Origin of the sequence: Brevundimonas lenta, from assembly GCF_014196335.1 — a bacterium.
Classification (GTDB): domain Bacteria; phylum Pseudomonadota; class Alphaproteobacteria; order Caulobacterales; family Caulobacteraceae; genus Brevundimonas; species Brevundimonas lenta.
This window is the reverse complement of the sequence record NZ_JACIDM010000001.1, coordinates 835,024-858,580: the sequence shown is the minus strand read 5'-3', so window position 1 is coordinate 858,580 and position 23,557 is coordinate 835,024. Positions and strand designations below refer to the sequence as shown.

Here is a 23,557-nt window from a genome sequence, read left to right as displayed (position 1 = left end):
AGCGGTGGGGCGGACCCGAAGGCCCGCCCCGGGACGGCGCTAGAAGTTGCGCGTGATCCGGATGCCGTACTGGCGCGGCGGACCGGCGTAGCGCTGGCCGCTCTTCACCGAACCGACGTACTCCTCGTCGAACACGTTGGTGCCGTAGGCCTGCAGGACCCAGTCGCCGTTACCCGGCTCGTAGGTCAGCAGGGCGTTGACGATGTCGCGCGCCTCCAGCCGGTCGCCGCGAGCTTCGTTGGCGAAGATCGTGGTCCAGGTTTCCGAGATGTGGCTGTAGTCCACCCGCGGCGTCAGTCGGCCGCCGCCCACCGCGAAGTCGTACTCGACGCCGAAGTTGAAGGTCAGTTCCGGCGCATAGGTCTGGGCGTTGCCGCCCACATTGGTGCAGGTGGCCGAGGCCGGCCCCGTCGCCGCATTGCAGCCGCCGGTCAGCGTGCCGCGCGGATCGATGGCGTAGAAATCACCCAGTTCCGAATGCGCCAGGGACAGGCCGATATCGAAGCCCAGGGCGTCGAAACGACCCTGAGCCGTCGCTTCCAGACCGTAGATCTTCGTCTCGCCCGGCACGTTCGAGATCGTGGTGATCGTCGGCGTCGTCGGATCGCCGATGATGACCTGGAAGTTTTCGTAGATGTTGTAGTAGCCGCCGATCTGGGTGCGCAGCCGGCCGTCGAAGGCGGTGGCCTTCCAGCCCGCTTCGAAGTCCAGGACCTCTTCACCGTCGAACGGGCCGGGCGGCACGCCGAGGATGTTCGGCCCGTTCAGACCGCCCGCCTTGTAGCCGGTGGCCACGAAGCCATAGAGGAAGTTGTTGTCGTCGAGGGTGTAGTTCAGGGCGACCTTGCCGGTGAGCTTGTCCTCCTCGACCTTGTCGTTCTGGCTGATCGACAGACCCAGGGCCGGAATGGCGCTGACGGCGTGGTTCTCGACCGTTGAGCGCGAGAAGCGGGCGCCGACCTGCAGCTCCAGCGAGTCGGTGAAGTCGTAGCTGACCTGACCGAAGGCCGCCGCCGTGGTTTTCGGGTTCTCGCCCTGGAGCGTGAGGGCGACCAGCAGCGGCAGGGTCGGCGACAGATATTGGGTGGTTGTGAACTGACCCGGCGGGAAGGTGATCAGGTCGTCCTGGTAGTAGGCGCCCACGACCCACCGCAGCGGACCCTCGTCCGGCGAGATCAGGTTGAACTCCTGCGACCACAGGCGCTGATCGACCTTGATGTTCGAGGTGAACGGCAGGGTCGCCGTGCCGTCGGTGTCGGCGCGCACCGAGGTGGTGCCGTCCTGGTAGCCGGTGATCGACCGCAGCACCATGCCGTTGTCGAACTCGTAGTTGATGTTCAGCACCGAGCGCACGGTCTCGTCGATGCCGCGGAACGGCCCGTTGGTGCGGATGTCGAACAGGCTGTCGGGCGAGCCCACCGGCGTGGTCGGATAGCCACCGAGGTCGATGTGGCTGTAGTCGTTCTTCCACAGGATGCGCAGGGCGTCGGTCGGCTGCCACAGCAGGCTGGCGCGGTAGCTTTCAATGTTCACGACGCCGGGGTCGCCCACGGTCGGCGCGCCCTGGATGACCTCGTAGAAGCTGTCGCGCTGCTCGATATTGCCGGCCAGGCGCAGCGCCACGGTGTCGCCCAGCGGCACGTTCACCGCGCCTTGCAGACGCAGGTGATCATAGCTGCCGTACTGGCCTGTGACGTAGCCGTTGACGCCCGTCAGGTCCGGATTGCGCTCGGTGATGAACACGGCGCCGCCGGTGGCGTTCTGGCCGGCGAAGGTGCCTTGCGGACCGCGCAGCAGTTCAAGGCTGGCGATGTCGTAGAAGGGTTCGTTCTGGAAATAGGCGGGGAAGACAGCGACGCCGTCGCGGTAGGTGATGACGCCCACGCCGATGCTGGACGAATTCTCCGTCTTGCCGATGCCGCGGATGTTGAAGCTGTTGCCCTGGCCGGAGTTCTGCACCGTCACCGACGGCATGGCGAACTGCAGGGTCTCGATGTTGGTGACGCCCTTGTTCTGCAGCTGCTCGCCGCTGAAGACCGAGGCCGCGATCGGCGTTTCCTGCAGGTTCGTCGTGCGGCGCTCAGCCGTGACGACGACCTCGCCCAGCGTGGTCGCCTCGTTGTCCTGCGGGGCCGGAGCGGCCTGTTGTGCTTGAGCTGCGCCGCACCAGAGCAGCGCGACGGCGGACGTCGTAATCCAGATGCTACGGCCCATGAGGGTCCCCCTTATCCGTTGCGTTTCCTCGGCGATCTCCGTCGCCATGGCGCAAAGGTGTTCCACCGAAGCAGGGGATCGTCAACACTCATTCTATCGCGAATGAATATCTTGCATCCGAAGCGCGTCGGGTGAAATGTGTAGGAAAGCGGCGCTCCATCGAGGGCGAACAAGCCGCGTGTAAGGGAGGCGATTATGCGGTTTCTGGATCGTGGCGGCGTGCGTCTGGCGTGGGACGAAAGCGGCTCGGGCGTGCCCATCCTGCTGATCATGGGGCACCGCTACAGCTCCGGCATGTGGTACCCGCTGAAGGAAGCCCTGGGCGATCGCTACCATCTGCTTTCCTTCGACAATCGCGGCACGGGCCAGAGCGGCGCCCCGCGCCGGACCAGCGTCGAGGAGATGACCGCCGACGCGCTCGCGGTGCTCGATGCGGCCGGAGTCCAGTCGGCCCATGTCTACGGCGTCTCGATGGGCGGCGGCATCGCGCTGGAGTTCGGCATCCGGTACCCGGAACGGGCCCGCTCGCTGATCCTCGGCTGCACCATGGCCAAGACGCCGGACATCAAGCCCCGGCCCGACTGGCTGATCAAACTGCTCTACAACGCCCTGCCGCTGCTCAAACTGCTGGCGAAGCCGAAACACAAGAACGGCTATGGCGACGCCGCGCCGGACGACGTCATCGCCCGCGACATGAAGGTCCTGGCGAAGGACCCCTACGACCTGAACGGCGTCATCGCCCAGGCCATCGCCATCTCCCACTACAGCGTCGATCCCGCCGACGTCCGCGCCGTGAAACTGCCGACCCTGGTGCTGCACGGCACCCAGGATCTGGCCGTGCCCTATGAGGCCGGAAAGGCGATGGCGGAAATGATCCCCGACGCCCGGCTCGTGACCTTCCAGGACATCGGCCACAACTATTTCATCGGCGCGGGCGAACGCGCCAACGCCGAGGTCGAACGCTTCATCGGCGAGGTCGAGGCCGCCCGGGCGGGGGCCTGATCATGATCGAACTCGACCGTTGGGAGCTCCGGGACTTCGCGCCCGGAGAAGGGTCTGCGCACGATGAGGGGGAAGCCTGGCTTCCCGTCTCGGCTCCCGGTGACACCTACGTCGCCCTCATCGCCGCCGGCCGGCTGCAGCACCCGTTCGACGGCCGCGGCGAGGACGAAGCCGCCTGGGTGCGCGATCGGGAGTGGTGGTGGCGCACCACCTTCGAGGCTCCGGCCCATGCGGCGACGGAAACGGTCGAACTGGTCTTCGAAGGCCTCGACACCTTCGCCACGATTTATCTCGACGGCGAGCTCATCGGCCGGACGGACAACATGTTCCGCCGCTACGCCTTCGATGTCCGCGATCGCCTGAAGCCGGGCGCCCGGCACGCCCTCGCCGTGCGTTTCGATCCGCCCGCCCGGGCCGTCGAGGCCCGCCCCCTCCCCGTGTGGAGCGCCTTCACTGATCGGGTCAGCCGCTCGCAGCGCAACCTGATGCGCAAGGCCCAGTTCGGCTGGGGTTGGGACTGGGGTCCCGACCTGCCCACCGTCGGCGTCTGGCAGCCCGTGCGCCTGAACGTCCGCCCCCGCGCCCGCATCGCCGGCGCCCACTACATCAACCTCGTGGTTTCCGCCGAGCACGCCGGCGGCCAGATCGAGGTCGAACTCGAAAACCCCGCCGCCGACGCCTCGATCGAAATCACCCTGACCGATCCGCACGGCGCCGTCGTGTTCCGGCGCGAGGCCCCGGCCGCCGACCGCATCCTCACCCCCGTCGACATCCACGACCCGCAACTCTGGTGGACTGCGGACCTCGGCGACCAGCCGCTCTACGCCCTCGCCGTGCGCCTCATCGCGAACGGCCGGACCGTCGACGAAACCCGGCGCGCCATCGGCCTGCGCACCGTCCATCTGGACCAGTCGCCCGATCCCGACGAGCCCGGCGCGACCTTCTTCCGCTTCGTCCTGAACGGCGTGCCGATCTTCGCGAAGGGCGCCTGCTGGGTGCCCTCGACCTCCTTCGTCGCCGAGCCCGACGCCGAAGCCTATGAGCGCCTGCTGGACCAGGCGGTTCGCGCCAACATGAACATGATCCGGGTCTGGGGCGGGGGCATCTACGAGCCCGACCTGTTCTACGACCTGTGCGACCGGCGCGGCCTGCTGGTCTGGCAGGACTTCATGTTCGCCTGCGCCCACTATCCCGAGGACGACGCCTTCGCCGCCTCGGTCGGGGCCGAGATCGAGGACCAGGTGCGCCGCCTGCGCCATCACCCGTCCCTCGCCCTGTGGTGCGGCAACAACGAATCCCAGGCCATGCACCGGATCAACAACGACAAGTCCGGCGAGGACGGCCTGCTGTCCGGCACGCGCCTCTACGACGAACTGATGCCTGCGTGGCTCAAGCGCCTCGACCCGGAGACGCCGTACTGGCCGGGCAGCCCCTGGGGTGGGCCCAACCCGAACAGCATGCGCGCCGGCGACGTCCACGACTGGACCGTCTGGCATGGCGTCCCGCCCATCCCCGACGCGGAGATGATCGAGCCCTTCCAGTCCTCGCCCGAAGGCGTCGCCTACACCCGCTACGCCGAGGACACGGCCCGCTTCGTCAGCGAGTTCGGCATCCAGGCCGCTCCCGCCCTCGCCACCCTGAAACGGTGGATGGACCCCGCCGACCTGACACTGGACAGCCCCGGCTTCCTGGCGCGGATCAAGGACGAGGCCCGCAAGGCCGACGCCCTGATGACCCCGGTCACCGGCCTGCCGACGACGCTGGAGCAGTACGTCGACTTCACCCAGTGGACTCAGGCCGAGGGGCTGAAGTTCGGCATCGAGCATTTCCGCCGCCGGCGTCCGCACTGCTCCGGCGCCCTGCTCTGGCAGTTCAACGACTGCTGGCCCTGCGTCAGCTGGAGCCTGGTCGACTACGACGGCGTCGAGAAGGCGTCCTTCCACGCCGTCCGCCGCGCCTTCGCCCCGGTGCTGGCCTCGTTCAGGGCGGCCCACGACGGAACCGTCGAGCTCTGGATCACCAACGACACGCTCGAACCCGTCGAAGGCGAGGCTGTCGTCACCCTGGAGGATTTCGACGGCCGGATCATTCAACGCTGGACGGCCATGTTTTCCGCGGCCGGCGGCGGTCACGCCCTCCCCTGGCGGGAGCCGCTCTCCGGTTCGGCCGATCAGGTGCTACGCGTGCGCTCGCCGGATCACGCCTTCGAGACCGCCCGGCATCTGTTCCGCCCGATCGCCGACCTGGCGCTGCGACCCGACGCACGGCCCCGGGTCGCCATCACCCAGCCTTCGGAGACCGAACTCCGCATCGACCTCGCGGCCGGGACCTGGCTCGCCTTCGTCCACATCATCTCCGACCGGCCGGACCTGCGCTTCAGCGACAACTATTTCGACCTGGCCGCCGGCGAGGAACGGACGGTCGTCGTCACCGCGGCGACCCCGTTGAGCGCCGCAGATATCGCCGTACGGTGCTGGAACGAGACCCTGGCCGAAGGACCACCCGCCGGATGACAGAGAGCGCCGCCGCCCCGATCGGCATGGTCGACAGCCTTGCAGACCTGTCCGGCGGTCCGACGGAGGAAGCGCTCGCCTTCGCCCGCGCCTATGTCGCCGATGGCGAGATGGACCCGGCCCTCCTGGCGCTGCTTCGCGACCCGGAACGGCTCGCCGAACGGGCGGTCGCCGACGCCGCGAAGAAGGCCCGCGACTGGCCGGCGCTCAGCCACTACCGCGCGGCCAACGCGGCCCTGGCCGGACAGCGGACGGACGTCGTCTTCATCGGCGATTCCATCACCGAGATGTGGCGCATCGCCCAGCCGGACCTGTTCCGAGATGGCGTCGTCAACCGCGGCATCAGCGGCCAGACCAGCCCGCAAATCCTGCTGCGGTTCATGCCCGACGTGATCGCCCTGAAGCCCCGGGCGGTGCATCTGATGTGCGGGATCAATGACGTCGCCGGCAACACCGGTCCGACGACGCCGGCGGACTACAAGGCCAATATCCTCGCCATGCTCGAACTCGCCCGGGCCAACGGCGTGACGGTGATCCTGGCCGGCCTGACGCCCATCAGCGGCCTGCCGTGGACGCCGGGCGTCCAGGATCCGAAGGGCCGCGCCGCGGAACTCAACGCCTGGCTGGCCGCCCTGGCCGCCGAACGCGGCCTGATCCACGCGGACTACGGTCCCGTCCTCGCCGACGCGCAGGGCGGCCTTCGCGCCGACTACACCCGCGACGGAGTCCACCCCGTCGGCCGCGGCTACGATGCCATGAGACCCGTGGCCGTCGCCGCGATGAACGCAGCGCTGCAAAAGCCCGCCGGCGATTGAGCCTTCAGCCCAGGCCCGCGCCCCGGTGTGATTTCGCATAGGTGTCGAAGGCCACGGCGGCGACGATGATCACGCCGATGATGATCTGCTGCAGGTAGGCCGAGACGTTCATCACCACCAGGCCGTTGGTCAGGACGCCGATCAGCAGCGCGCCGATGACGGTGCCGCCCACCCCGCCCATGCCGCCGAACAGGCTGGCGCCGCCGATGACCACCGAGGCGATGACGCGCAGCTCGTAGCCGGTACCGGCCACAGCCTCCGCCGAGCCGAGCCGCGCCGACAGCAGGAAGCCGGCGAGGCCGGACAGCAGACCGACCAGCACATAGACGCTCGAGACGATGCCCTTCACATCCAGCCCGGCCAGACGCGCCGCCGCCGGATTGCCGCCGACCGCATAGACATGGCGGCCGTAGCGGGTGTGGCGCAGCACGACATAGCCGGCCAGGGCGACCACAGCGAAGACAATGGCCGGCACGGGCACGCCGAACACCTGGCCTGAGCCCCACCAGCGGAACGCCTCGTCCAGCCCGCTGACGGGGGCGCCGTCGTTGACCATCAGCGTCGCCCCGCGCCAGACCGTCAGTCCGCCCAGGGTGACGATGAACGGCGGCACCGCGAACCAGGTCACCGCCTTGCCGTGGATCAGGCCGACCGCCGCGCCGGTCACGAGTGCGGAGACCAGGGCGATGATCCAGCCGGCCTGATACCCCGCGCCCAGCGAGGTCGCAGCGACGGCGGCGACGATGCCGCTGAAGCCGACCAGCGACCCGACCGCCAGATCGACGCCGCGCGTCAGGATGACGAAGGTCATGCCCACGGCGATCACGCCATAGATCGAAACCTCGGCGAGGATGTTCGACAGGTTCCGCGCCGACAGGAACCGCTCGTTCTGGCTGGCGAAGAACAGGGCCAGGGCGACCAGCACGATCGCCGAGCCGTAGCGCTCGAGGAACCTCAGCCAGTCGAAGCGGAAGCCGGCGGCGGGCGTGTCAGTGGTCATGTCATGGCCGCTGGTTGGGGGTTGGAGGAGTGGCCCATCATCATGACCATCAGGCGATGTTCGTTCGCTTCGGACCGTTCGAGTTCGCCGGCCACCCTGCCCTCGTGAAGCACCGCGATGCGGTCGCTGAGCTCCAGCAATTCGGGCATGTCGGAGGAGATGACGATCAGCCCCATGCCGGCGGCGGCGAGGTCGAACAGGATCTGGTGCACCTCGGCCTTGGCCCCGACATCGACGCCCCGCGTCGGCTCGTCGACGATCAGCACCTTCGGCTTCAGCGCCATGCAGCGCGCCAGCAGAACCTTCTGCTGGTTGCCGCCGGACAGCGAGCCGATCGGGGTCGCGTCGTTGGGCGTACGGATGCGCAGCCGCTTCACATAGTCGTCGACCATGGCCGCCTCGGCCCGGTCGTTGATGAAGCCGCCTGGGCCGCAAAGGCCGGCGAGTCCCGGCAGGCTCAGGTTCCAGCGCACCGGATGCGTCATGAAACAGCCGTGCGCCTTGCGGTCCTCGGGCGCCAGCGTCAGGCCCGCGGCCATCGCCTCGGCAGGAGAGCCGAACGGCTCGATCCTGCCGTCGCCCATCCAGAGAACGCCCGGCGCCCGGCCGTCGACGCCGAAGATCGCCCGCGCCAGTTCGGTGCGCCCCGCGCCGACCAGACCCGCCAGACCCAGCACCTCGCCCGCCCGCACGCCGATGGCGGCGCCGGCGAGCGGTCCGTTCGCCGCCCCTTCGAACTTCAACGCCCAGTCACCCGGCGACGCCGGAGCGCGACGGGCCGGCTGGACATCCCGACCGACCATGGCGGCGACCAGATCGTCGACGCCGACATCGGCCACCGCGCCCGTGGCCACGAAGCGCCCGTCGCGGAAGACGGTGTAGCGGTCGCAAACCGCCTTCACCTCGGCCAGCCGGTGGGTGACATAGATGACGCCGACGCCCGACGCCTTCAGCCCGCGCACGATGTCGTGGAGGACGCGCACCTCGCGGTCGCTCAGCGCCGCCGTCGGCTCGTCCATGATGATCAGGCGCGCCGCCAGCGTCAGCGCACGGGCGATCTCGACCATCTGCTGCAGCGCGACGCTCAGATCCGCGACGCGCGCCGCGGGCGCCAGATCGACCCCGAGCCGTTTGAGCACAGCCGCCGCGTCCGCGTTCAGACGCTTCCAGTCGACCAGGCCGTGCCGCCGCGGTTCGCGCCCCAGGTACAGGTTCTCCGCGACAGTCAGACCCGGCACCAGGTTGAACTCCTGATAGATGGTCACGACGCCCAGGGCCTGGCGGCGCGCCGGTGGATCGCCGGGGGCCAGCCGCTCGCCGTCGAGCAGCATCTCGCCCTCGTCCGGATCGATGGCGCCCGACAGGATGCGCAGCAGCGTCGACTTGCCGGCCCCGTTCTCACCCAGCAGGGCGTGGACTTCGCCCGCCGCGACGTCGAGCTGGACGCCGGCCAGGGCCTGGACGCCGGGAAACCGTCTGGAGAGGTTGCGAACCTGAAGCAGCGTGACGCTCACGCGACCTCGTTGAGCCGTTCGGCGCTGGACAGGGTTTCGCGGGTGATCACCACCGGCTCGATGCTGACCGAGGTCAGCGCGCCGCCGTCGCGGATCGATCCGACGATCTGGCGCAGGGCGGTTCTGATCTGGCGGCTCGGGCTCTGTTCGACGGTCAGGGCCATGGCGCCCGAGCGGATCATGCCCAGCGCTTCCGGCGTGGCGTCGAAGCCCAGCACGGAGACGCCGGTCACGCCCGCGGTCCGCAGCGCCTCGATCGCACCGAAGGCCATGTCGTCGTTCTCGGCCAGGATCACATCCGGGCGGGACCCGCCCAGCGAGGTCAGGATGTTCTGGGTCACGGTCAGCCCCTGGTCCCGCGACCAGTTCGCCGACTGCTCGGCGACCAGCGCATACGACGGCCCCGCCTTCGCCAGCGCTTCCTTGACGCCACGCGTCCGGTCGATCGCCGAGCTGCTGCCCGGCTGCCCGGTCAGCAGGACGATGCGCGCGCCCTGCGGCCGGGTGCGGACGATCCATTCCACCATCAGCCGGCCGCCGGCGACATTGTCGGCGCCGACATGGGCGACCGGCGCCGACGCGCCCTCGATGCGCCGGTCGACCGTGATGATCGGCAGCGACTCTTTCAGCACCGAGTTCACGGCGGGCGCGAGCGCATTGACGTCGGTGGGAGCCAGGATGACCCCCTTCACGCCCTGCACCAGCGCCGCCTCGATATCGGCCGACTGCTTGGCCGAGTTCGCCTGACCGTCGAGGACCGAGACCTCCACGCCCAGCGTCTCCGCCTCGTCCATCAGCTCGCGCCGCATGACCACGAAGAAGGGCTCGGCCATGTTGTGGAAGCTGACCGCGATCCGGTCGCGCCCGCCCCCGCGATTGCACGCCGCCAGCCCCGCGACGGGCAGGACTGCGGCGGCCAGCACAAGACTGCGACGTGACAGACGAACCATCATGCTTCCCCTAACCCCAGGCGAGCCTACGGCGCCGCGCGGAACCGCGCGAGAGCTCTCGGCCGCTCATCGCATTTCGAGGTTGAGGGCCTCCGCGATCCGCTGCCACGGCACGTATTTGTAGTTCTGCAGCTCGCCCGGCAGGACGTTGCGACCGTCCTGGGCGATCAGGGCCCCGTGCTCGAAGCCCGGCCCCAGATTGGCGCTGGAGACCTCCAGACCGTCCGTCTCCGAGATGCCGTCGATGCCGCGCTGCGGATCGGCGACCACGGCGAAGGAGCCCAGATATTCCTGCGTCCCCTCGCGCCGGTAGACGGCATAGGTGTTGTTGCCCTGGCTCGACACGATCAGATAGCCGCGGCCGCCGGCCAGGTCGTACAGGCCGATGCCTTCCAGATCGTCCTTGATCGCCGGATTGGCCTCGACCGTGTCGACCGACGTCATCACGGAACCGGCGTCGGGCTCCGCGCCGATGCGCCAGATGCCGATGTCTTCCTCATCCGCGAACAGGATGCCGGCGGCGTCATCGGCGACGCAGCCCTCGGCCTGGGAGTTGAAGGCGAAGTCCCGAACCCGCTGGGCCCGCACACGGCCGTTGCCGGCGTCGATCAACTCCCACTGGCGCATCTCGCCGTTGCTGTCGTTGATGAAGACATAGGTCTTCCCGGTCGTCGCGCTGCGGTACATGCACTGGCCGTACGGATCGGCCTGTTCGGCGGCCTGGACGCCGTCGCTGATGTTCACCAGCTGACGCGCTTCCGTATCCAGCCGGTAGATGGCGACCGCCTTGTGCGTCCGGTCGCTGGCGGTGACCAGAACGATCGGCTGACCGCCCAGCATGAAGCCGGTGCGCAGGTCGACGTTGTTCATCTTGCCGTCGGGCAGATGCTGCAGAACCCGGCCCTGCATGTCGTAGAGATACAGGCCCGACTTCTTGTCGGTCGCCACAATCAGGCTGGCGGCCGGATCGTTCGGATTGGCCCAGATGGCGGGATCGTCCGCGGCGTCCCCGGCGCTGAGCACCGGCGTGGTTTCATACAACGGCGTGACCGCCACCACAGGAGAGGCGACGACGCGCGCCGGGTCCTGGGCCGTACCGACCGGCACGCCAAAGCCCGTGGTCAGGGCCGCGCCCGACACGACCTTATAGTTGGCGCCGCCTTCCGCATCCTCATCGGTCGCGATCAGCGCCCCGCCCGGAAGACCCGATCCCAATGCGGCGTTCAGGGCGAACAGTCCGCCCGGCTCGCCGACGGCGACCCCGTCCTTGCCCGCCAGCGAGACCGCGCCGATCCAGGCGTCGTCATTACCGCGGTCGTAGGCGAACAGCCGTCCGCTGGAGGCGTCCGAAACGATCAGATACCGCGCGCCCTCGCCGCCATCGAACAGGGCGACCCCGCCCAGCTCCTCGGTCACGCGGCCCAGACGCGGCGCGTCGATCAGAACCGGCGTCGCATCGGTTTCCGGGTCCCCGTTGAAGCGCCACAGACCGACCGCCTGCTCCGACACGAAGATCTGGCCCGTGACGTCGTCGCCGACGCAGTGCTCGGCCGGCGACGGCAGGCCCAGCCGCCGCGACTGGCGGCTGTCCACGCGACCGTCGGCGTCGACGAACACCATCCGCTGGTCGAACTCGCCGCCGTCGCCCACGGCGACGACATAGAGGCCGCCGTCCGCGGCGTTGCGGAAGAAGCAGACGCCCTCGACCGCGAAGCCCAGCGGCGCGGCGCGCGCGCCGACCTCGCTCAGCACGCCGTCGGACATGGCGAAGAAGCGCAGGGAGTTGTCCGTGGTGTCGCTGGCGGCCAGAAGCGCCGTGGGACGCCCATTCAATATAAAGCCGTGACGCACATCCAGGCTGCCCGCCTCCCCGGCCGGCACAGCGCCCTGTCGGCGGCCTTCCAGATCATAGACCTCAAGCCCGCCCAGACCGGCCGTCGCCACGATACGGCTGGCGGCGGGATTGGCCGGGTTCACGACGATGACCGCCTTGCCCGCCTCGCCGCGCGCCGTCGGCATGGTGTCGACCGAGGCCGTGACCTGGACGGTCGCCGGGGCCGCCGCCTCTGCGGGCGTCTGCGCCGTCGCACAGGAAACAAGGCCGAACGAACCCGCCAGGGCCGTGGCTGCAAGCAGCAGTCTCACCGAGCTGCGTCCCATGATCATCTCCCTATGCCCCGTGCGGCCGCTGCGATGGCGGGCGCATCCCTGCCGCAAACGATAGCCCACGGCCTCCATTCTGCAAGGTATATTCCAACCCTATTGCAAGATGGAACGTTTGTTCGTAGCGTCTGCGACAACAAGCCGCCCCTGGGTCCAATCACGGTCCAAGGAGGGGGCATCGGGGAGGAAGAAGATGCGCGCCTATCGTAGGACGGCCTTCAAGGCCGCGTTGCTTGGTACTTGCCTGATGACGCCGTTCGCGGCGTTCGCGCAGGAAGCCCCGCAGCAGGGGGAGACCACGCTCGACGAAATCGTCGTCACCGGTCAGATTCTGTACCGGGACCGCACCGACACGGTGGCTCCCGAGCTGGTCTACGACCAGGAGTTCTTCGCCAAATTCGAACCCACCTCGGTCGGCGACCAGCTGCGCCGCGTACCGGGGGTGGCCTTCACCAGCGACGTCGGCGAGGCCGATGCGCCGCAGCTGCGCGGTCTGGGCCAGGGCTTCACCCAGGTGCTCGTCAACGGTCGCCCGATCCCGGGCGCCGGCAATGACCGCACCGTCTTCGTCGACCGCATCCCCGCCGAAATCATCGACCGCATCGAGATCGTCCGGTCGCCGAGCGCCGACATCGACAGTCAGGGCGTCGGCGGCACCATCAACATCATCCTCAAGGACGGCGAGAGCCTGCCGCCGGGCGTGATCGCCCGCGTCGGCGCCACCTACGACGTCGACATGTCCAAGACCCGGCCCAACGCCTCGGTGTCCTGGTCGGGCCGCAACGACGCCGAGACCCTGCTGTTCTCGGTCACCCTCGATGCGCAACAACGCTATAACAACAAGGACGTCGTCCAGGAGGTCTTCGAGGAAGACTCCGAAGGCTTCGCCGCCGAGGTCGCCGCCCGCGGCATGGGCCGCAGCCTCGCCCGCTTCGACGATCCTTCGCAGTCCGTGGCGGTCGAACGCACCGAAGAGCAGGACAGCCGCGACTCCACCGACCTGTCGTTCAACGGCGACCTGACGTGGATGATCAACGACCACACCAGCCTGCGCGTCGACGCCTTCGTGCTCAGCACGGCGCGTGACGAGCACCAGGACACCGTCATCTACGAAGGCGACGGAAGCGTCGGCGGTCTGGACCTGGCCAATCCGGAACTCGAGTTCCAGGACGCCGACTTCAACCAGGACAGCATGGGCGCCTCGGCCCTGTACGAAACCGAACTGTCCGAGACCATGGATTTCGAGGCCCAGGTCCGGGTCAACAATTTCCAGGACGACAGCACCGAAGAGTCCTTCGAGGAAACGCCGACGAACCTCGTCGAGCGCGAGTCCATCGACGCGGACGACACCGAGTGGACGGCCGACGCCGCCATCACCCAGGAGCTCCCCGGCCTCGCCGAGGCGATGGGCATCCAGAACGTGGAGATGAAGTACGGCATCTCCGGCAAGATCAAGGACCGCGAGTTCAACCAGGTCGTCGACGAGGACCTCGGCGATCCGGACTACGGCACCACCGACGGCCGGTTCACCTATGAGGAAACCCGCCTCGACGCCTACCTCCGCGTCGAATGGGAGATCAACGACGCCGTCACCCTGCAGACCGGCCTGCGCGCCGAAAGCACGAAGACCGAGATCACCTTCCTGAACCGCTTCCTCGAAGGCGGCGTGCTTGAGGACGAAGTCTCGGGCGCCGCCGACAACGACGAGTTCATGCTCAACCCGTCGGCCCACCTGGTCTGGAAGCTGGGCGAAAACGATCAGCTGCGCTTCAGCGCCGCCAAGACGGTCCGCCGTCCCTCGATCGACCAGATGATCCCGGCCCTGGCGCTGGAATCGCCGGGCGACGAGGACGTGACCATCGGCAACCCGGACCTCGCCTTCGAAACCGCGATCGGCTTCGACGTCGGCTACGAGCACCGCTTCTCGGGCCGCGGCATCGTCGGCGTGAACGTCTTCTCACGCCAGATCTCGGACCTGATCGGCCTGGTCAACACGGGTGAGGACGTCGACGTCGTCGGCCTCGATCCCGCCGACTATCCGGGCAATCTCTACTCGTTCCGCAACATCGGCGACGCCGACGTCTACGGCATCGAGCTGGACCTGTCCGCGCCGCTCAGCTTCATCGGCCTCGACGAAACCGGCGTCTTCGCCAACTTCACCCGCATGTGGTCGAACCGTGCGGACCCGGCCGGCGGCCCGGACGTCATGATCGATTTCCAGCCTGAGTACGTCTACAACTTCGGCGTCACCCACAACATTCCCAGCTGGGACGCCAGCCTCGGCTTCAGCTACCAGAAGCAGGGTGAATCGCGCTTCGTCACCTACGGCGAAATCGAAAGCCAGCTGTACGATGGCAACCTCGAAATCTTCCTCGAGAAGCGCCTCGGCAGCAACATGGTGCTGCGTCTGACCGGGACGAACCTCCTCGACGCCGACAGCAACCAGGCCGAAGCCAACTTCGACGGCGACAACGGCGCGGAGATCCTCGCCAACCAGGCCGCCTTCAACGTCGACGCCTACGAGGTCGAACGCGAAGGCTCGTCGCCCAAGGTCACGCTGACGCTGCGGGCAGTCTTCTAGGCCTCACTCCTGAGAGACCTGAACACCTGGGGCGGCTTCTGACAGGAAGCCGCCCTTCTTCTTGTCCGGAATGCATCGCGCGGCCCGCGCCTCACGCCTGGGCAGCGCAAGAAAGAGGGGCGGCCTCCGATGGGAAGCCGCCCCTGTTCGTGTCCGGATGGATCACCGGCTCCGGGCGCTTCCGCCCGAAGCCGCGTGTCTCAGAGTTTGACCGCCGAGCCCCGCTGAACGGATTCCGCGGCGGCCTCGGCCAGGGCCAGCGCCGCAACGCCGTCCGCATAACCCACCGACGGCTTCGCGCCGTCGAGGATGTCGGCGAAATGCGCCATCTCGCGGCGGTAGGCCTCGGCGTAGCGATCGAGGAAGAAGTTCTGGAAACGGTCGGCCGAGGCGCCGGCCTCGTTCCACACCTGGACGGTGCTTTCGAGGACATTGTCCGCCCGCAGCATCCCGCCCGAGGCATAGGCCTCGATGCGCTGGTCGTAGCCGAAGCCCGACCGCCGGCTGTTGGAGATGACGCACAGACGGCCCGACGCGGTCTTCAGCACCGTGCGCGCCGTATCGACGTCGCCCAGCTTGCCGATCTCCGGATCCACCAGGCAGCTACCCGCCGCATAGACCTCGACCGGCTCCTCTCCCAGCAGCCAGCGGGCCATGTCGAAGTCGTGGATGGCCATGTCCTTGAACAGGCCGCCCGAGACCGCGACGTAGGACGGCGGCGGTGGCGACGGGTCGTTGGAGGTGATCTGCACCGACTCCAGAACGCCCACCTCGCCGCTGTCCAGCCGCGCCTTCAGCGCCTGGAAGTTCGGGTCGAAGCGCCGGTTGAAGGCCAGCAGCATGCGCGCATCGGCCAGGTCCGCGGCGCCCGACCGGGCCCGTTCCAGATCCTGGTCGATCGGCTTCTCGCAGAAGATCGCCTTGCCCGCCCGGGCGGCCCGGACGCTGTAGTCCAGGTGGGTGTCGGTCGAGCTGGCGATGATGACGCCGGCGATGGACGGATCGTCCATGGCTTCGTCCAGCGACATCACCGGCACGCCCCATTCGCCCGCCAGGGCGTCGGCGGCGGTCGCGACGGGATCGACGACCCCGGCCAGGGAGATGCGGTCGCTCAGGGCTGCGTTGCGCGCGTGAATGCGGCCGATCCGGCCCGCGCCGATCAGGGCGACCTTATGCATGGGTGTAGTCTCCCGGTTTCACGACATCGCCGGTTCGCACGGACTCGTCACAGGCTTCGGCAAGGGCCAGGGCGGCGAGGCCGTCCGCATAGCCGACCAGAGGTTCAGCCCTGCCGTGCAGGACGTCGGCGAAATGGTCCATCTCGGCGCGGTAGGCCTCCACATAGCGCTGCAGGAAGCCGTACTTGATCGGCGCGCCCGAAGAACCGGCCTCGGTCTGCGCGTGCACCATATCGACGGCGACGTTGCCGGCGCTGACCATGCCCGACGAGCCGAAGGCCTCGATGCGCTGGTCGTAGCCGTAGCCGCTGCGGCGGGTGTTGGAGATCACGCACAGCCGGCCTGAGTGGGTCTTCAGCACGGTGCGCGCGGTGTCGACATCGCCCAGGCGGCCGATCTCCGGGTCCACCAGACAGCTGGCCGCGGCGTAGACCTCGGCGATCTCCTCGCCCAGCAGCCAGCGCGCCAGGTCCAGATCGTGGATGGTGAAGTCCTTGAACAAACCCCCGCTCGTCGGAATGAAGCCGGGCGGCGGCGAGGCCGGGTCGTGATTGATCAGGTGCAGGCTTTCGATGCGCCCGACCGCGCCCGCGTCGACCTTCGCCTTCAGCGCCACGAAATGCGGATCGAAGCGGCGGTTGAAGGCCAGCACCAGCCGCGCCTTCGCCAGCTTCGGCGCCGCGGCGACGACCTTGCCCAGGTCGAGGTCCAGCGGCTTCTCGCAGAAGACCGCCTTGCCCGCTTCGACCGCGGCAAGGGTGTGCTCCAGATGCAGGTCCGTCGAACTGCAGACCAGCACGCCGCCGATCGCGGGGTCGGCCAGCGCCTCGTCCAGGCTGACATGGGCCGCCCCGAACGGACCACCGACCGCGGCCGCAGCCTCGGGCCGCGGGTCGATCACATACTTGAGGCGCATACCGGGATGCCGCCCCGCGTTCGGTCCGTGGATGGAGCCCATCCGGCCGGCGCCGATCAGCGCAACGTCGATTTTACTCACGCGATTCTCCGGAGTGGATTTGTCTCGCGAGACAGCATGGAACCGTTATTCTGTCTATCTATGAAATAGAATTTCTATCGATCAGGCTCGCATTCCATTGAGCGGCCGCCGCGACCCCGCTAGGTTGCAGCCGACAACTGACTGCGAGACTTCATGGCTGACACCGTCCCGACCACCGCCGAGGAACTGCGCGCCGCGATCCTCGAGCGATACGAGTCGCTCAGCAAGCGCCTGCAGCAGATCGCCCGCTATGTGCTGGACGAGCCCAACGCCGTGGCGCTGGAGACCCTGGCCGTCCTCGCCGAGCGCAGCGGCGTGCAGCCGTCGGCCATCGTCCGCTTCGCCAAATCCTTCGGCTTCGACGGCGCCACCCAGATGCAGCGCCTGTTCCGCGACGGCCTGCTGTCGGGCAACGCCGCCCTCGCCTACGGCGAACGCGTCCGCCAGTTCAGCGAGACGGTGGACGGCAAGGCGGTCGGCGATCCCGGCCAGGTGCTGGCCGAGTTCATCGAGGGCAACACCCTGGCCCTGCAGAACCTCGGCGAGATCGTCGGCTCGCCGGATATGGCGGCGGCGGTCCGGCTGATGGCCGAGGCGGACACCATCTATGTCGCGGGCTTCCGGCGGTCGTTCCCGGTCGCCGCCTACATCGCCTACTCGCTCCACCAGGTCGACAAGAAGACGGTCTTCATCGACAGCATCGGCGGCATGACGCGTCAGCAGGTCCACGGCATCACCGCCAACGATCTGCTCATCGTCGTCAGCTACCACCCCTACGCCGAGGAAGCGGTCCAGATCATCGACGCGGCCGTCGAACGGAACTGCCGCGTCCTCTCGATCAGCGACAGCCTCGTCAGCCCGGTGGCCAAGCCGGCGACCCTGGTGCTGCAGGTGCGTGAAGCCGAGATCCGCAAATTCCGCTCCCTGTCGGCCTCCATGTGCCTCGCCCAGGCGCTGGTGATTTCCTTCGCCTTCTCAACGGCCCAGACCACCCAGAACCGCTCTGCGCTTGGCTCCGGCGGAAAGCGCGAAGCGGGTTGAAACAAGCGTTGCGAACGTTCCATACTTAGAATACACGTTACATTCTCTCGCGGCGAAGGGTCGCGGGACGTGGGGTGGAATAGGTCTGGATGGCGAGGTCAAAAGGTCGACTCGATCTGATCACCATCGGCCGTTCGTGCATCGATCTGTACGGCCAGCAGGTCGGCGGCCGGCTCGAGGACATGGCCTCCTTCGCCAAATACGTCGGCGGCAGCCCGACCAATACGGCGGTCGGCGCATCGCGCCTGGGCCTGAACACAGGCCTCCTCACCCGCGTCGGCGCGGACCATTTCGGACGCTTCATTCGTGAGCAGCTGACCCGCGAGGGCGTGGCCGTCGACGGCGTCCTGACCGACGCGGAACGCCTGACCGCCCTGGTCTTCCTCGGCATCCGCGATCCGGACACCTTCCCGCTGATCTTCTACCGCGAGAACTGCGCCGACATGGCGCTGACGGTCGCGGACATAGATCCGGAATTCATCCAGTCGGCCTCGGCCGTGCTGATCAACGGCACCCACCTGTCGCAGCCCGGCGTGTTCGACGCCTCCATCCGCGCCTGCGAACTGGCGAAGGCCGCGGGCGGCAAGGTGGTGTTCGACATCGACTACCGGCCGGTCCTCTGGGGCCTGACCGGCAAGGACCGCGGCGAGGACCGCTTCGTCTCCCACGAGGGCGTCACCGCCCGCCTGCAGCAGGTGCTGCCGCTGTGCGACCTGATCGTCGGCACCGAGGAAGAGGTCCACATCCTCGGCGGCACGACCGACACCATCGCCGCCCTGAAAGCCATCCGCCAGCGCACCGACGCCCTGCTGGTGTGCAAGCGCGGCCCCGACGGGTGCTCGGCCTTCCCGGCAGCCATTCCCGACCATCTGGACGACGGCGTCGTCGGCCGCGGCTTCCGGGTCGAGGTGTTCAACGTGCTGGGCGCCGGCGACGCCTTCATGGCCGGCTTCCTGCGCGGCTGGCTGCGCGGCGAGCCGCTGAATGTCTGCTGCGAGTTCGCCAACGCCTGCGGCGCCATCGTCGTGTCGCGACACGGCTGCGCCCCGGCCATGGCCACCTGGGAGGAGCTGCAGAGCTTCCTGACCGGCGGAGCCCGCCCGTTCCGCCTGCGCGAGGACGCCGCGCTGGAACACCTGCACCGCGTCACCACCCGCACCGGCGACTACGAGGAACTGACCGTCCTCGCGATGGACCATCGCAGCCAGTTCGAGGAAATCTGCCAGCGCATCGGCGCCGATCCCGCGCTCATTCCGGTGTTCAAGACCTTGGCCCTCAAGGCGGTGGACCGGCTGGCCCACGGCGATCCGCGCTACGGCGTCCTGCTGGACGGCCGCTTCGGCATGCGAGGCCTGGAGGCCGCCGCCGACAGCCCCTACTGGATCGGTCGCCCCATCGAACTGCCCGGCTCCTGCCCGCTCGAATTCGAGAGCTCGGCCGACGTCGCGACCGAGCTGGCCACCTGGCCCGCCAACCACGTCGTCAAATGCCTCGCCTTCTACCATCCGGACGACGCCCAGGACCTGCGCGAGCGTCAGGAGCGCCAGCTGCTGCGCCTGCAGGACGCCTGCCTGAAGACCGGCCACGAACTGCTGGTCGAGATCATCGCCTCCCGCAACGGACCGGTGGACTCGCACACGGTTTCCCGCGCCATCCAGCGGCTCTACGATCTCGGCATGAAACCTGACTGGTGGAAGCTGGAGCCGATCGACGATCCCGCCGCCTGGGCCAACGTCGAGAAGGCGATTCTGGACAACGATCCGCACTGCCGCGGCGTGCTGCTGCTCGGCCTCTCCGCGCCGCAGGACGAGCTGATCGCCTCCTTCGCGGCCGCCGCCTCGGCCCCGATCGTCAAGGGCTTCGCCGTCGGTCGCACCATCTTCGCCGAGGCCGCTGAGGAGTGGCTGTCCGGTCGTATCGACGACGAGACCGCCATCGCCGACCTGTCGTCGCGCTTCTCGGTTCTGGTCGACGCCTGGAACGCGGCTCGCGCCACCGCCGGCAACGCCCCCGTCATTCGCGAGGCGGTCTGACGTGTCCACCATCCGCCTGACCGCCGCCCAGGCCGCCGTGCGCTGGCTGGCCGCCCAGCACGTCGTCGTCGATGGCGTGGAGGTTCCCTATTTCGCCGGCTGCTGGGCCATCTTCGGCCACGGCAACGTCGCCGGCCTGGGCGAGGCCCTGCACGCCTCCCGCGCCGAGCTGCCGACCTGGCGCGCCCATAACGAACAGGGCATGGCCCACGCCGCCATCGCCTACGCCAAACAGATGCGCCGCCGCCGCGCCATGGTCTGCACCACCTCGATTGGGCCGGGCGCGACCAATATGGTCACGGCCGCCGCGCTCGCCCATGTGAACCGCCTGCCGGTGCTGTTCCTGCCCGGCGACGTCTACGCCAGCCGCCGCCCCGATCCGGTGTTGCAGCAGGTCGAGGACTGGGGCGACGGCACGGTCAGCGCCAACGACTGCTTCCGCCCGGTGTCGCGCTATTTCGACCGCATCACCCGCCCCGAGCAGGTTCTCGACGCCCTGCCCCGCGCCCTGGCGACCATGCTGGACCCGGCCACCTGCGGCCCGGCGACCCTCGCCTTCTGCCAGGACGTCCAGGCCGAGGCCTTCGACTGCCCCGCGGAGTTCCTCGAACGCCGCGTCTGGCGCGAACGCCGCCAGCCCGCCGACGCCGGTGAACTGGCCCGGCTGGTCGAGGCCCTGAAGACCGCCAAACGCCCGCTCATCGTTTCCGGCGGCGGCGTCCTCTACAGCCAGGCCGAGACTGAACTCGCCGCCTTCGCCGAGGCGACCGGTCTGCCCGTGGCCGAGACCCAGGCCGGCAAGGGCGCCCTGCCCTGGTTCCACCCGGCCGCGCTCGGATCCATCGGCGTCACCGGGTCCGCCTCGGCCAACGCCGCCGCCGACGACGCCGACCTGATCATCGGCATCGGCACCCGCCTGCAGGACTTCACCACCGGCTCGCGCAGCCTGTTCCCGAACCGCCGCCTGTTCCAGGTCAACGTTCAGGCCTTCGACGCGCACAAGCACGGGGCCGAGCCCGTCGTCGGCGACGCCCGCGTGGTGATCGCCGCCCTGTCCGACACCCTCAAGGGCTGGCGCACGCCCGAGGCCGGCGCGTACGCCGCCGCCACGGCCGACTGGAACGACGCCGTGTCCGCCGCCGTCGCCGGCGCGCCCGACACCGCCCTGCCCAGCGACGCCCAGGTCATCGGCGCCGTGCAGCGCGCCACCGGCGAGGACGCCATCGTCGTATGCGCCGCCGGCGGCCTGCCTGGCGAACTGCACAAGCTGTGGCGCACCGCGCGCCCCGGCGGCTACCACCTCGAATACGGCTTCTCCTGCATGGGCTACGAGATCGCCGGCGGGCTCGGCGTGAAGATGGCCGAGCCGGATCGCGACGTCGTCGTCATGGTCGGCGACGGGTCCTACCTGATGCTCAACTCCGAGCTCGCCACCTCGGTGATGATGGGCAGGAAGCTGATCGTCACCGTCCTCGACAACCGCGGCTTCGGCTGCATCAACCGTCTGCAGCAGGCCACCGGCAGCCCCGGCTTCAACAACCTGCTGGCCGACAGCGCGCACGAGACCCTGCCCGAGATCGACTTCGCCGCCCACGCCCGCAGTCTGGGCGCCCTGGCCGAGCACGTGGCGAACCTCGGAGAGTTCGAGGCCGCCATGGCGCGCGCCCGCGCCGCCGACCGCACCAGCGTCATCGTCATCGACACCGACCCGCTGAAGACCACCGAAGCCGGCGGCTGGTGGTGGGACGTGGCCGTGCCCGAGGTCTCTGACCGCCCGCAGGTGAACGCCGCCCGCCGCGACTACGAAGACCGCATCCGCCTGAAGAGAGACCTGTCATGAGTATCCGTTGGGGCGTCAGCCCGATCGCCTGGGCCAACGACGACATGCCCGAACTGGGTGGCGACACGCCGCTGGAGTCGATCCTCGCCGACATCCGCGACGTCGGCTTCGAGGGCGTCGAACTCGGCGGCAAATTCCCGCGCGACCCGGCGACCCTGAAGCCGCTGCTGGCGCAGTACGGCATCGACCTGATCGGGGGCTGGTACTCCGGCTCGCTGCTGGTCCAGGACGCCGAAGCCGAGATCGAGGCGCTGCAGGAGCACCTCGCCCTGCTCAAGGCCATGGGCTCGACCGTCTTCGTCTTCGCCGAGACCTCCAACGCCGTGCACGGCGACCGGGGCACGCCACTGACCGGCGCGCCGCGCATGAGCGCCGGCGACTGGGCCACCTTCGGCGCGCGCATGACCGTCGTCGCCGACTACATCCAGGGCGAGGGCCTGAAGTTCGCCTACCACCACCATCTCGGCACCGTGGTCGAGACCGCCGACGACGTGGACGCCTTCCTCGCCAACACCGGCGCCTCGGTCGGCCTGACGCTCGACACCGGCCACGCGGCCCTCGGCGGCGTGAACTCCCTGGCCATCATCCGCGACCATCCGGAACGCGTCGCCCACGTCCACTGCAAGGACGTGCGCTGGGACGTGTTCAAGGCCGAGCGCGCGGGCGGCTCCAGCTTCCTCGACGGCGTCCTGGCCGGCATGTTCACAGTCCCCGGTGACGGCGGCATCGACTATGCCGAGGTCATGGCCGCGCTGAAGCGCATGGACTACTCGGGCTGGATCGTCATCGAGGCCGAGCAGGATCCGGCCAAGGCCGATCCGCGCGCCTACGCCGAGCTGGGCCTCGGCACGCTCAAGGCTCGCGCGGCCGAGGCGGGACTGGTCTGATGTCCGGCCTGCGCGTCCGCCCCCACGCTCCCGACGCCGACGGCGCGGTGCTGGAGGTCACGCCCGAAAGCGCCGGCTGGGACCACGTCGGCTTCAAGGTCGTCCACCTGACCGACGGCCAGGTTCACGCCGGCGGCCAGGCCGGCCGCGAGGTCTGCCTCGTGGTCGTCGCCGGGACCGCCGACATCAAGGCCGGCGACCACCGCTTCGACGGCGTCGGCGGCCGCGCCACCCCGTTCGAGGACAAGGCCCCGGGCGCCGTCTACGCGCCCGCCGGCGTGACATGGACTGTCACAGCACAGGGACCCGTCGAACTCGCCGTCTGCACCGCGCCTGGCAAGGGCCAGGGCGAACCCCGTATGATCGACGCCGCCGACATGTCGCGCGAGACCCGCGGGACCGGGACCAACACCCGCTACGTCCGCAACATCCTGCCCGAGACCCAGCCCGCCGAGGGCCTGCTGGTGGTCGAGGTCATCACCCCCGGCGGCCACTGGTCCAGCTATCCGCCGCACAAGCACGACACCGCCACGCCGACCGAAGAGACGGCGCTGGAGGAAACCTACTACCACCGCATCGACCCGCCCCAGGGCTTCGCTATCCAGCGCGTCTACACCGACGACCGCAGCCTCGATGAGACGGTCAGCGTCGAGGACGGCGACGTCGTCATGGTGCCGCGCGGCTACCATCCCGTCGGCGCCCCGCACGGGTACGACGTCTATTATCTGAACGTCATGGCGGGCCCGAAACGGAACTGGATCTTCCGCAACGACCCGGCCCACGACTGGATCGTCCGCAAGACCTGACGCCTTCCTCCCCACGGAACATC

The 23,557-nt window shown here is 68.8% G+C and carries 16 protein-coding genes; 9 read left to right on the top strand and 7 right to left on the bottom strand.

Annotated elements, in window-relative coordinates; genetic code table 11:
- Positions 1-39 precede the first annotated feature (39 nt).
- A complete protein-coding gene (locus GGR12_RS04230; protein WP_183203126.1) occupies positions 40-2,214 on the bottom strand; it encodes a TonB-dependent receptor in 2,175 nt (724 codons plus the stop codon).
- A 195-nt stretch (positions 2,215-2,409) separates the two neighbouring features.
- On the opposite strand from GGR12_RS04230, the gene GGR12_RS04225 reads away from it, so the two are divergent.
- From GGR12_RS04225 to GGR12_RS04215, 3 genes are read left to right on the top strand one after another with little or no spacing between them, the layout of a single operon-like run.
- On the top strand, positions 2,410-3,216 hold the full coding sequence (locus GGR12_RS04225; protein WP_183203125.1) for an alpha/beta fold hydrolase: 807 nt from the start codon (positions 2,410-2,412) through the stop codon (positions 3,214-3,216).
- 2 nt (positions 3,217-3,218) lie between these two features.
- Positions 3,219-5,729: a beta-mannosidase gene (locus GGR12_RS04220; protein WP_183203124.1), complete on the top strand. Its 2,511-nt coding sequence runs from the start codon at positions 3,219-3,221 to the stop codon at positions 5,727-5,729.
- On the top strand, positions 5,726-6,544 hold the full coding sequence (locus GGR12_RS04215; protein ID WP_183203123.1) for a GDSL-type esterase/lipase family protein: 819 nt from the start codon (positions 5,726-5,728) through the stop codon (positions 6,542-6,544). Before GGR12_RS04220 ends, GGR12_RS04215 begins: the two co-directional genes overlap by 4 nt.
- A 4-nt stretch (positions 6,545-6,548) precedes the next feature.
- On the opposite strand, the gene GGR12_RS04210 is transcribed toward GGR12_RS04215, so the two are convergent.
- The 4 genes from GGR12_RS04210 to GGR12_RS04195 all read right to left on the bottom strand — a co-directional run bounded on the left by GGR12_RS04210 (position 6,549) and on the right by GGR12_RS04195 (position 12,168).
- Positions 6,549-7,544: an ABC transporter permease gene (locus GGR12_RS04210; protein WP_183203122.1), complete on the bottom strand. Its 996-nt coding sequence runs from the start codon at positions 7,542-7,544 to the stop codon at positions 6,549-6,551.
- Positions 7,541-9,058 (bottom strand): ATP-binding cassette domain-containing protein, encoded by a 1,518-nt coding sequence (locus GGR12_RS04205; RefSeq protein ID WP_183203121.1) that lies wholly within the window; start codon positions 9,056-9,058, stop codon positions 7,541-7,543. The genes GGR12_RS04210 and GGR12_RS04205 overlap by 4 nt, the downstream gene beginning before the upstream one ends.
- Positions 9,055-10,011: a substrate-binding domain-containing protein gene (locus GGR12_RS04200; protein ID WP_246328723.1), complete on the bottom strand. Its 957-nt coding sequence runs from the start codon at positions 10,009-10,011 to the stop codon at positions 9,055-9,057. Before GGR12_RS04200 ends, GGR12_RS04205 begins: the two co-directional genes overlap by 4 nt.
- A gap of 63 nt (positions 10,012-10,074) precedes the next feature.
- Complete coding sequence (locus GGR12_RS04195; RefSeq protein WP_183203120.1) at positions 10,075-12,168, bottom strand: phytase; 2,094 nt, start codon at positions 12,166-12,168, stop codon at positions 10,075-10,077.
- 196 nt (positions 12,169-12,364) lie between these two features.
- Here GGR12_RS04195 and GGR12_RS04190 point away from each other — a divergent pair, with 196 nt between their 5' ends.
- The gene (locus GGR12_RS04190) at positions 12,365-14,752 is read left to right on the top strand and encodes a TonB-dependent receptor plug domain-containing protein (RefSeq protein ID WP_183203119.1); all 2,388 of its coding nucleotides are present in this window, start codon (positions 12,365-12,367) and stop codon (positions 14,750-14,752) included.
- A gap of 200 nt (positions 14,753-14,952) precedes the next feature.
- Here the strand turns inward: GGR12_RS04190 and iolG (GGR12_RS04185) are convergent, their stop codons facing one another.
- Positions 14,953-15,930: an inositol 2-dehydrogenase gene (gene iolG, locus GGR12_RS04185; RefSeq protein WP_183203118.1), complete on the bottom strand. Its 978-nt coding sequence runs from the start codon at positions 15,928-15,930 to the stop codon at positions 14,953-14,955.
- The gene (iolG, locus tag GGR12_RS04180) at positions 15,923-16,927 is read right to left on the bottom strand and encodes an inositol 2-dehydrogenase (RefSeq protein ID WP_343053083.1); all 1,005 of its coding nucleotides are present in this window, start codon (positions 16,925-16,927) and stop codon (positions 15,923-15,925) included. Before iolG (GGR12_RS04180) ends, iolG (GGR12_RS04185) begins: the two co-directional genes overlap by 8 nt.
- A gap of 153 nt (positions 16,928-17,080) precedes the next feature.
- On the opposite strand from iolG (GGR12_RS04180), the gene GGR12_RS04175 reads away from it, so the two are divergent.
- The 5 genes from GGR12_RS04175 (at position 17,081) to iolB (ending at position 23,534) form a co-directional block, all read left to right on the top strand.
- Positions 17,081-17,968: a MurR/RpiR family transcriptional regulator gene (locus GGR12_RS04175; RefSeq protein WP_183203117.1), complete on the top strand. Its 888-nt coding sequence runs from the start codon at positions 17,081-17,083 to the stop codon at positions 17,966-17,968.
- Positions 17,969-18,057: 89 nt separating this feature from the next.
- Positions 18,058-20,001 (top strand): bifunctional 5-dehydro-2-deoxygluconokinase/5-dehydro-2-deoxyphosphogluconate aldolase, encoded by a 1,944-nt coding sequence (locus tag GGR12_RS04170; protein ID WP_183203116.1) that lies wholly within the window; start codon positions 18,058-18,060, stop codon positions 19,999-20,001.
- A gap of 1 nt (position 20,002) precedes the next feature.
- On the top strand, positions 20,003-21,841 hold the full coding sequence (iolD, locus tag GGR12_RS04165) for a 3D-(3,5/4)-trihydroxycyclohexane-1,2-dione acylhydrolase (decyclizing) (RefSeq protein ID WP_183203115.1): 1,839 nt from the start codon (positions 20,003-20,005) through the stop codon (positions 21,839-21,841).
- Positions 21,838-22,728, top strand: coding sequence for a myo-inosose-2 dehydratase (gene iolE / locus GGR12_RS04160; RefSeq protein ID WP_183203114.1), 891 nt, complete (start codon positions 21,838-21,840; stop codon positions 22,726-22,728). Before iolD ends, iolE begins: the two co-directional genes overlap by 4 nt.
- Positions 22,728-23,534 carry a 5-deoxy-glucuronate isomerase gene (gene iolB / locus GGR12_RS04155; RefSeq protein WP_183203113.1) on the top strand — a complete coding sequence of 269 codons (807 nt, stop codon included), beginning with the start codon at positions 22,728-22,730 and terminating at the stop codon, positions 23,532-23,534. Before iolE ends, iolB begins: the two co-directional genes overlap by 1 nt.
- Positions 23,535-23,557 lie beyond the last annotated feature (23 nt).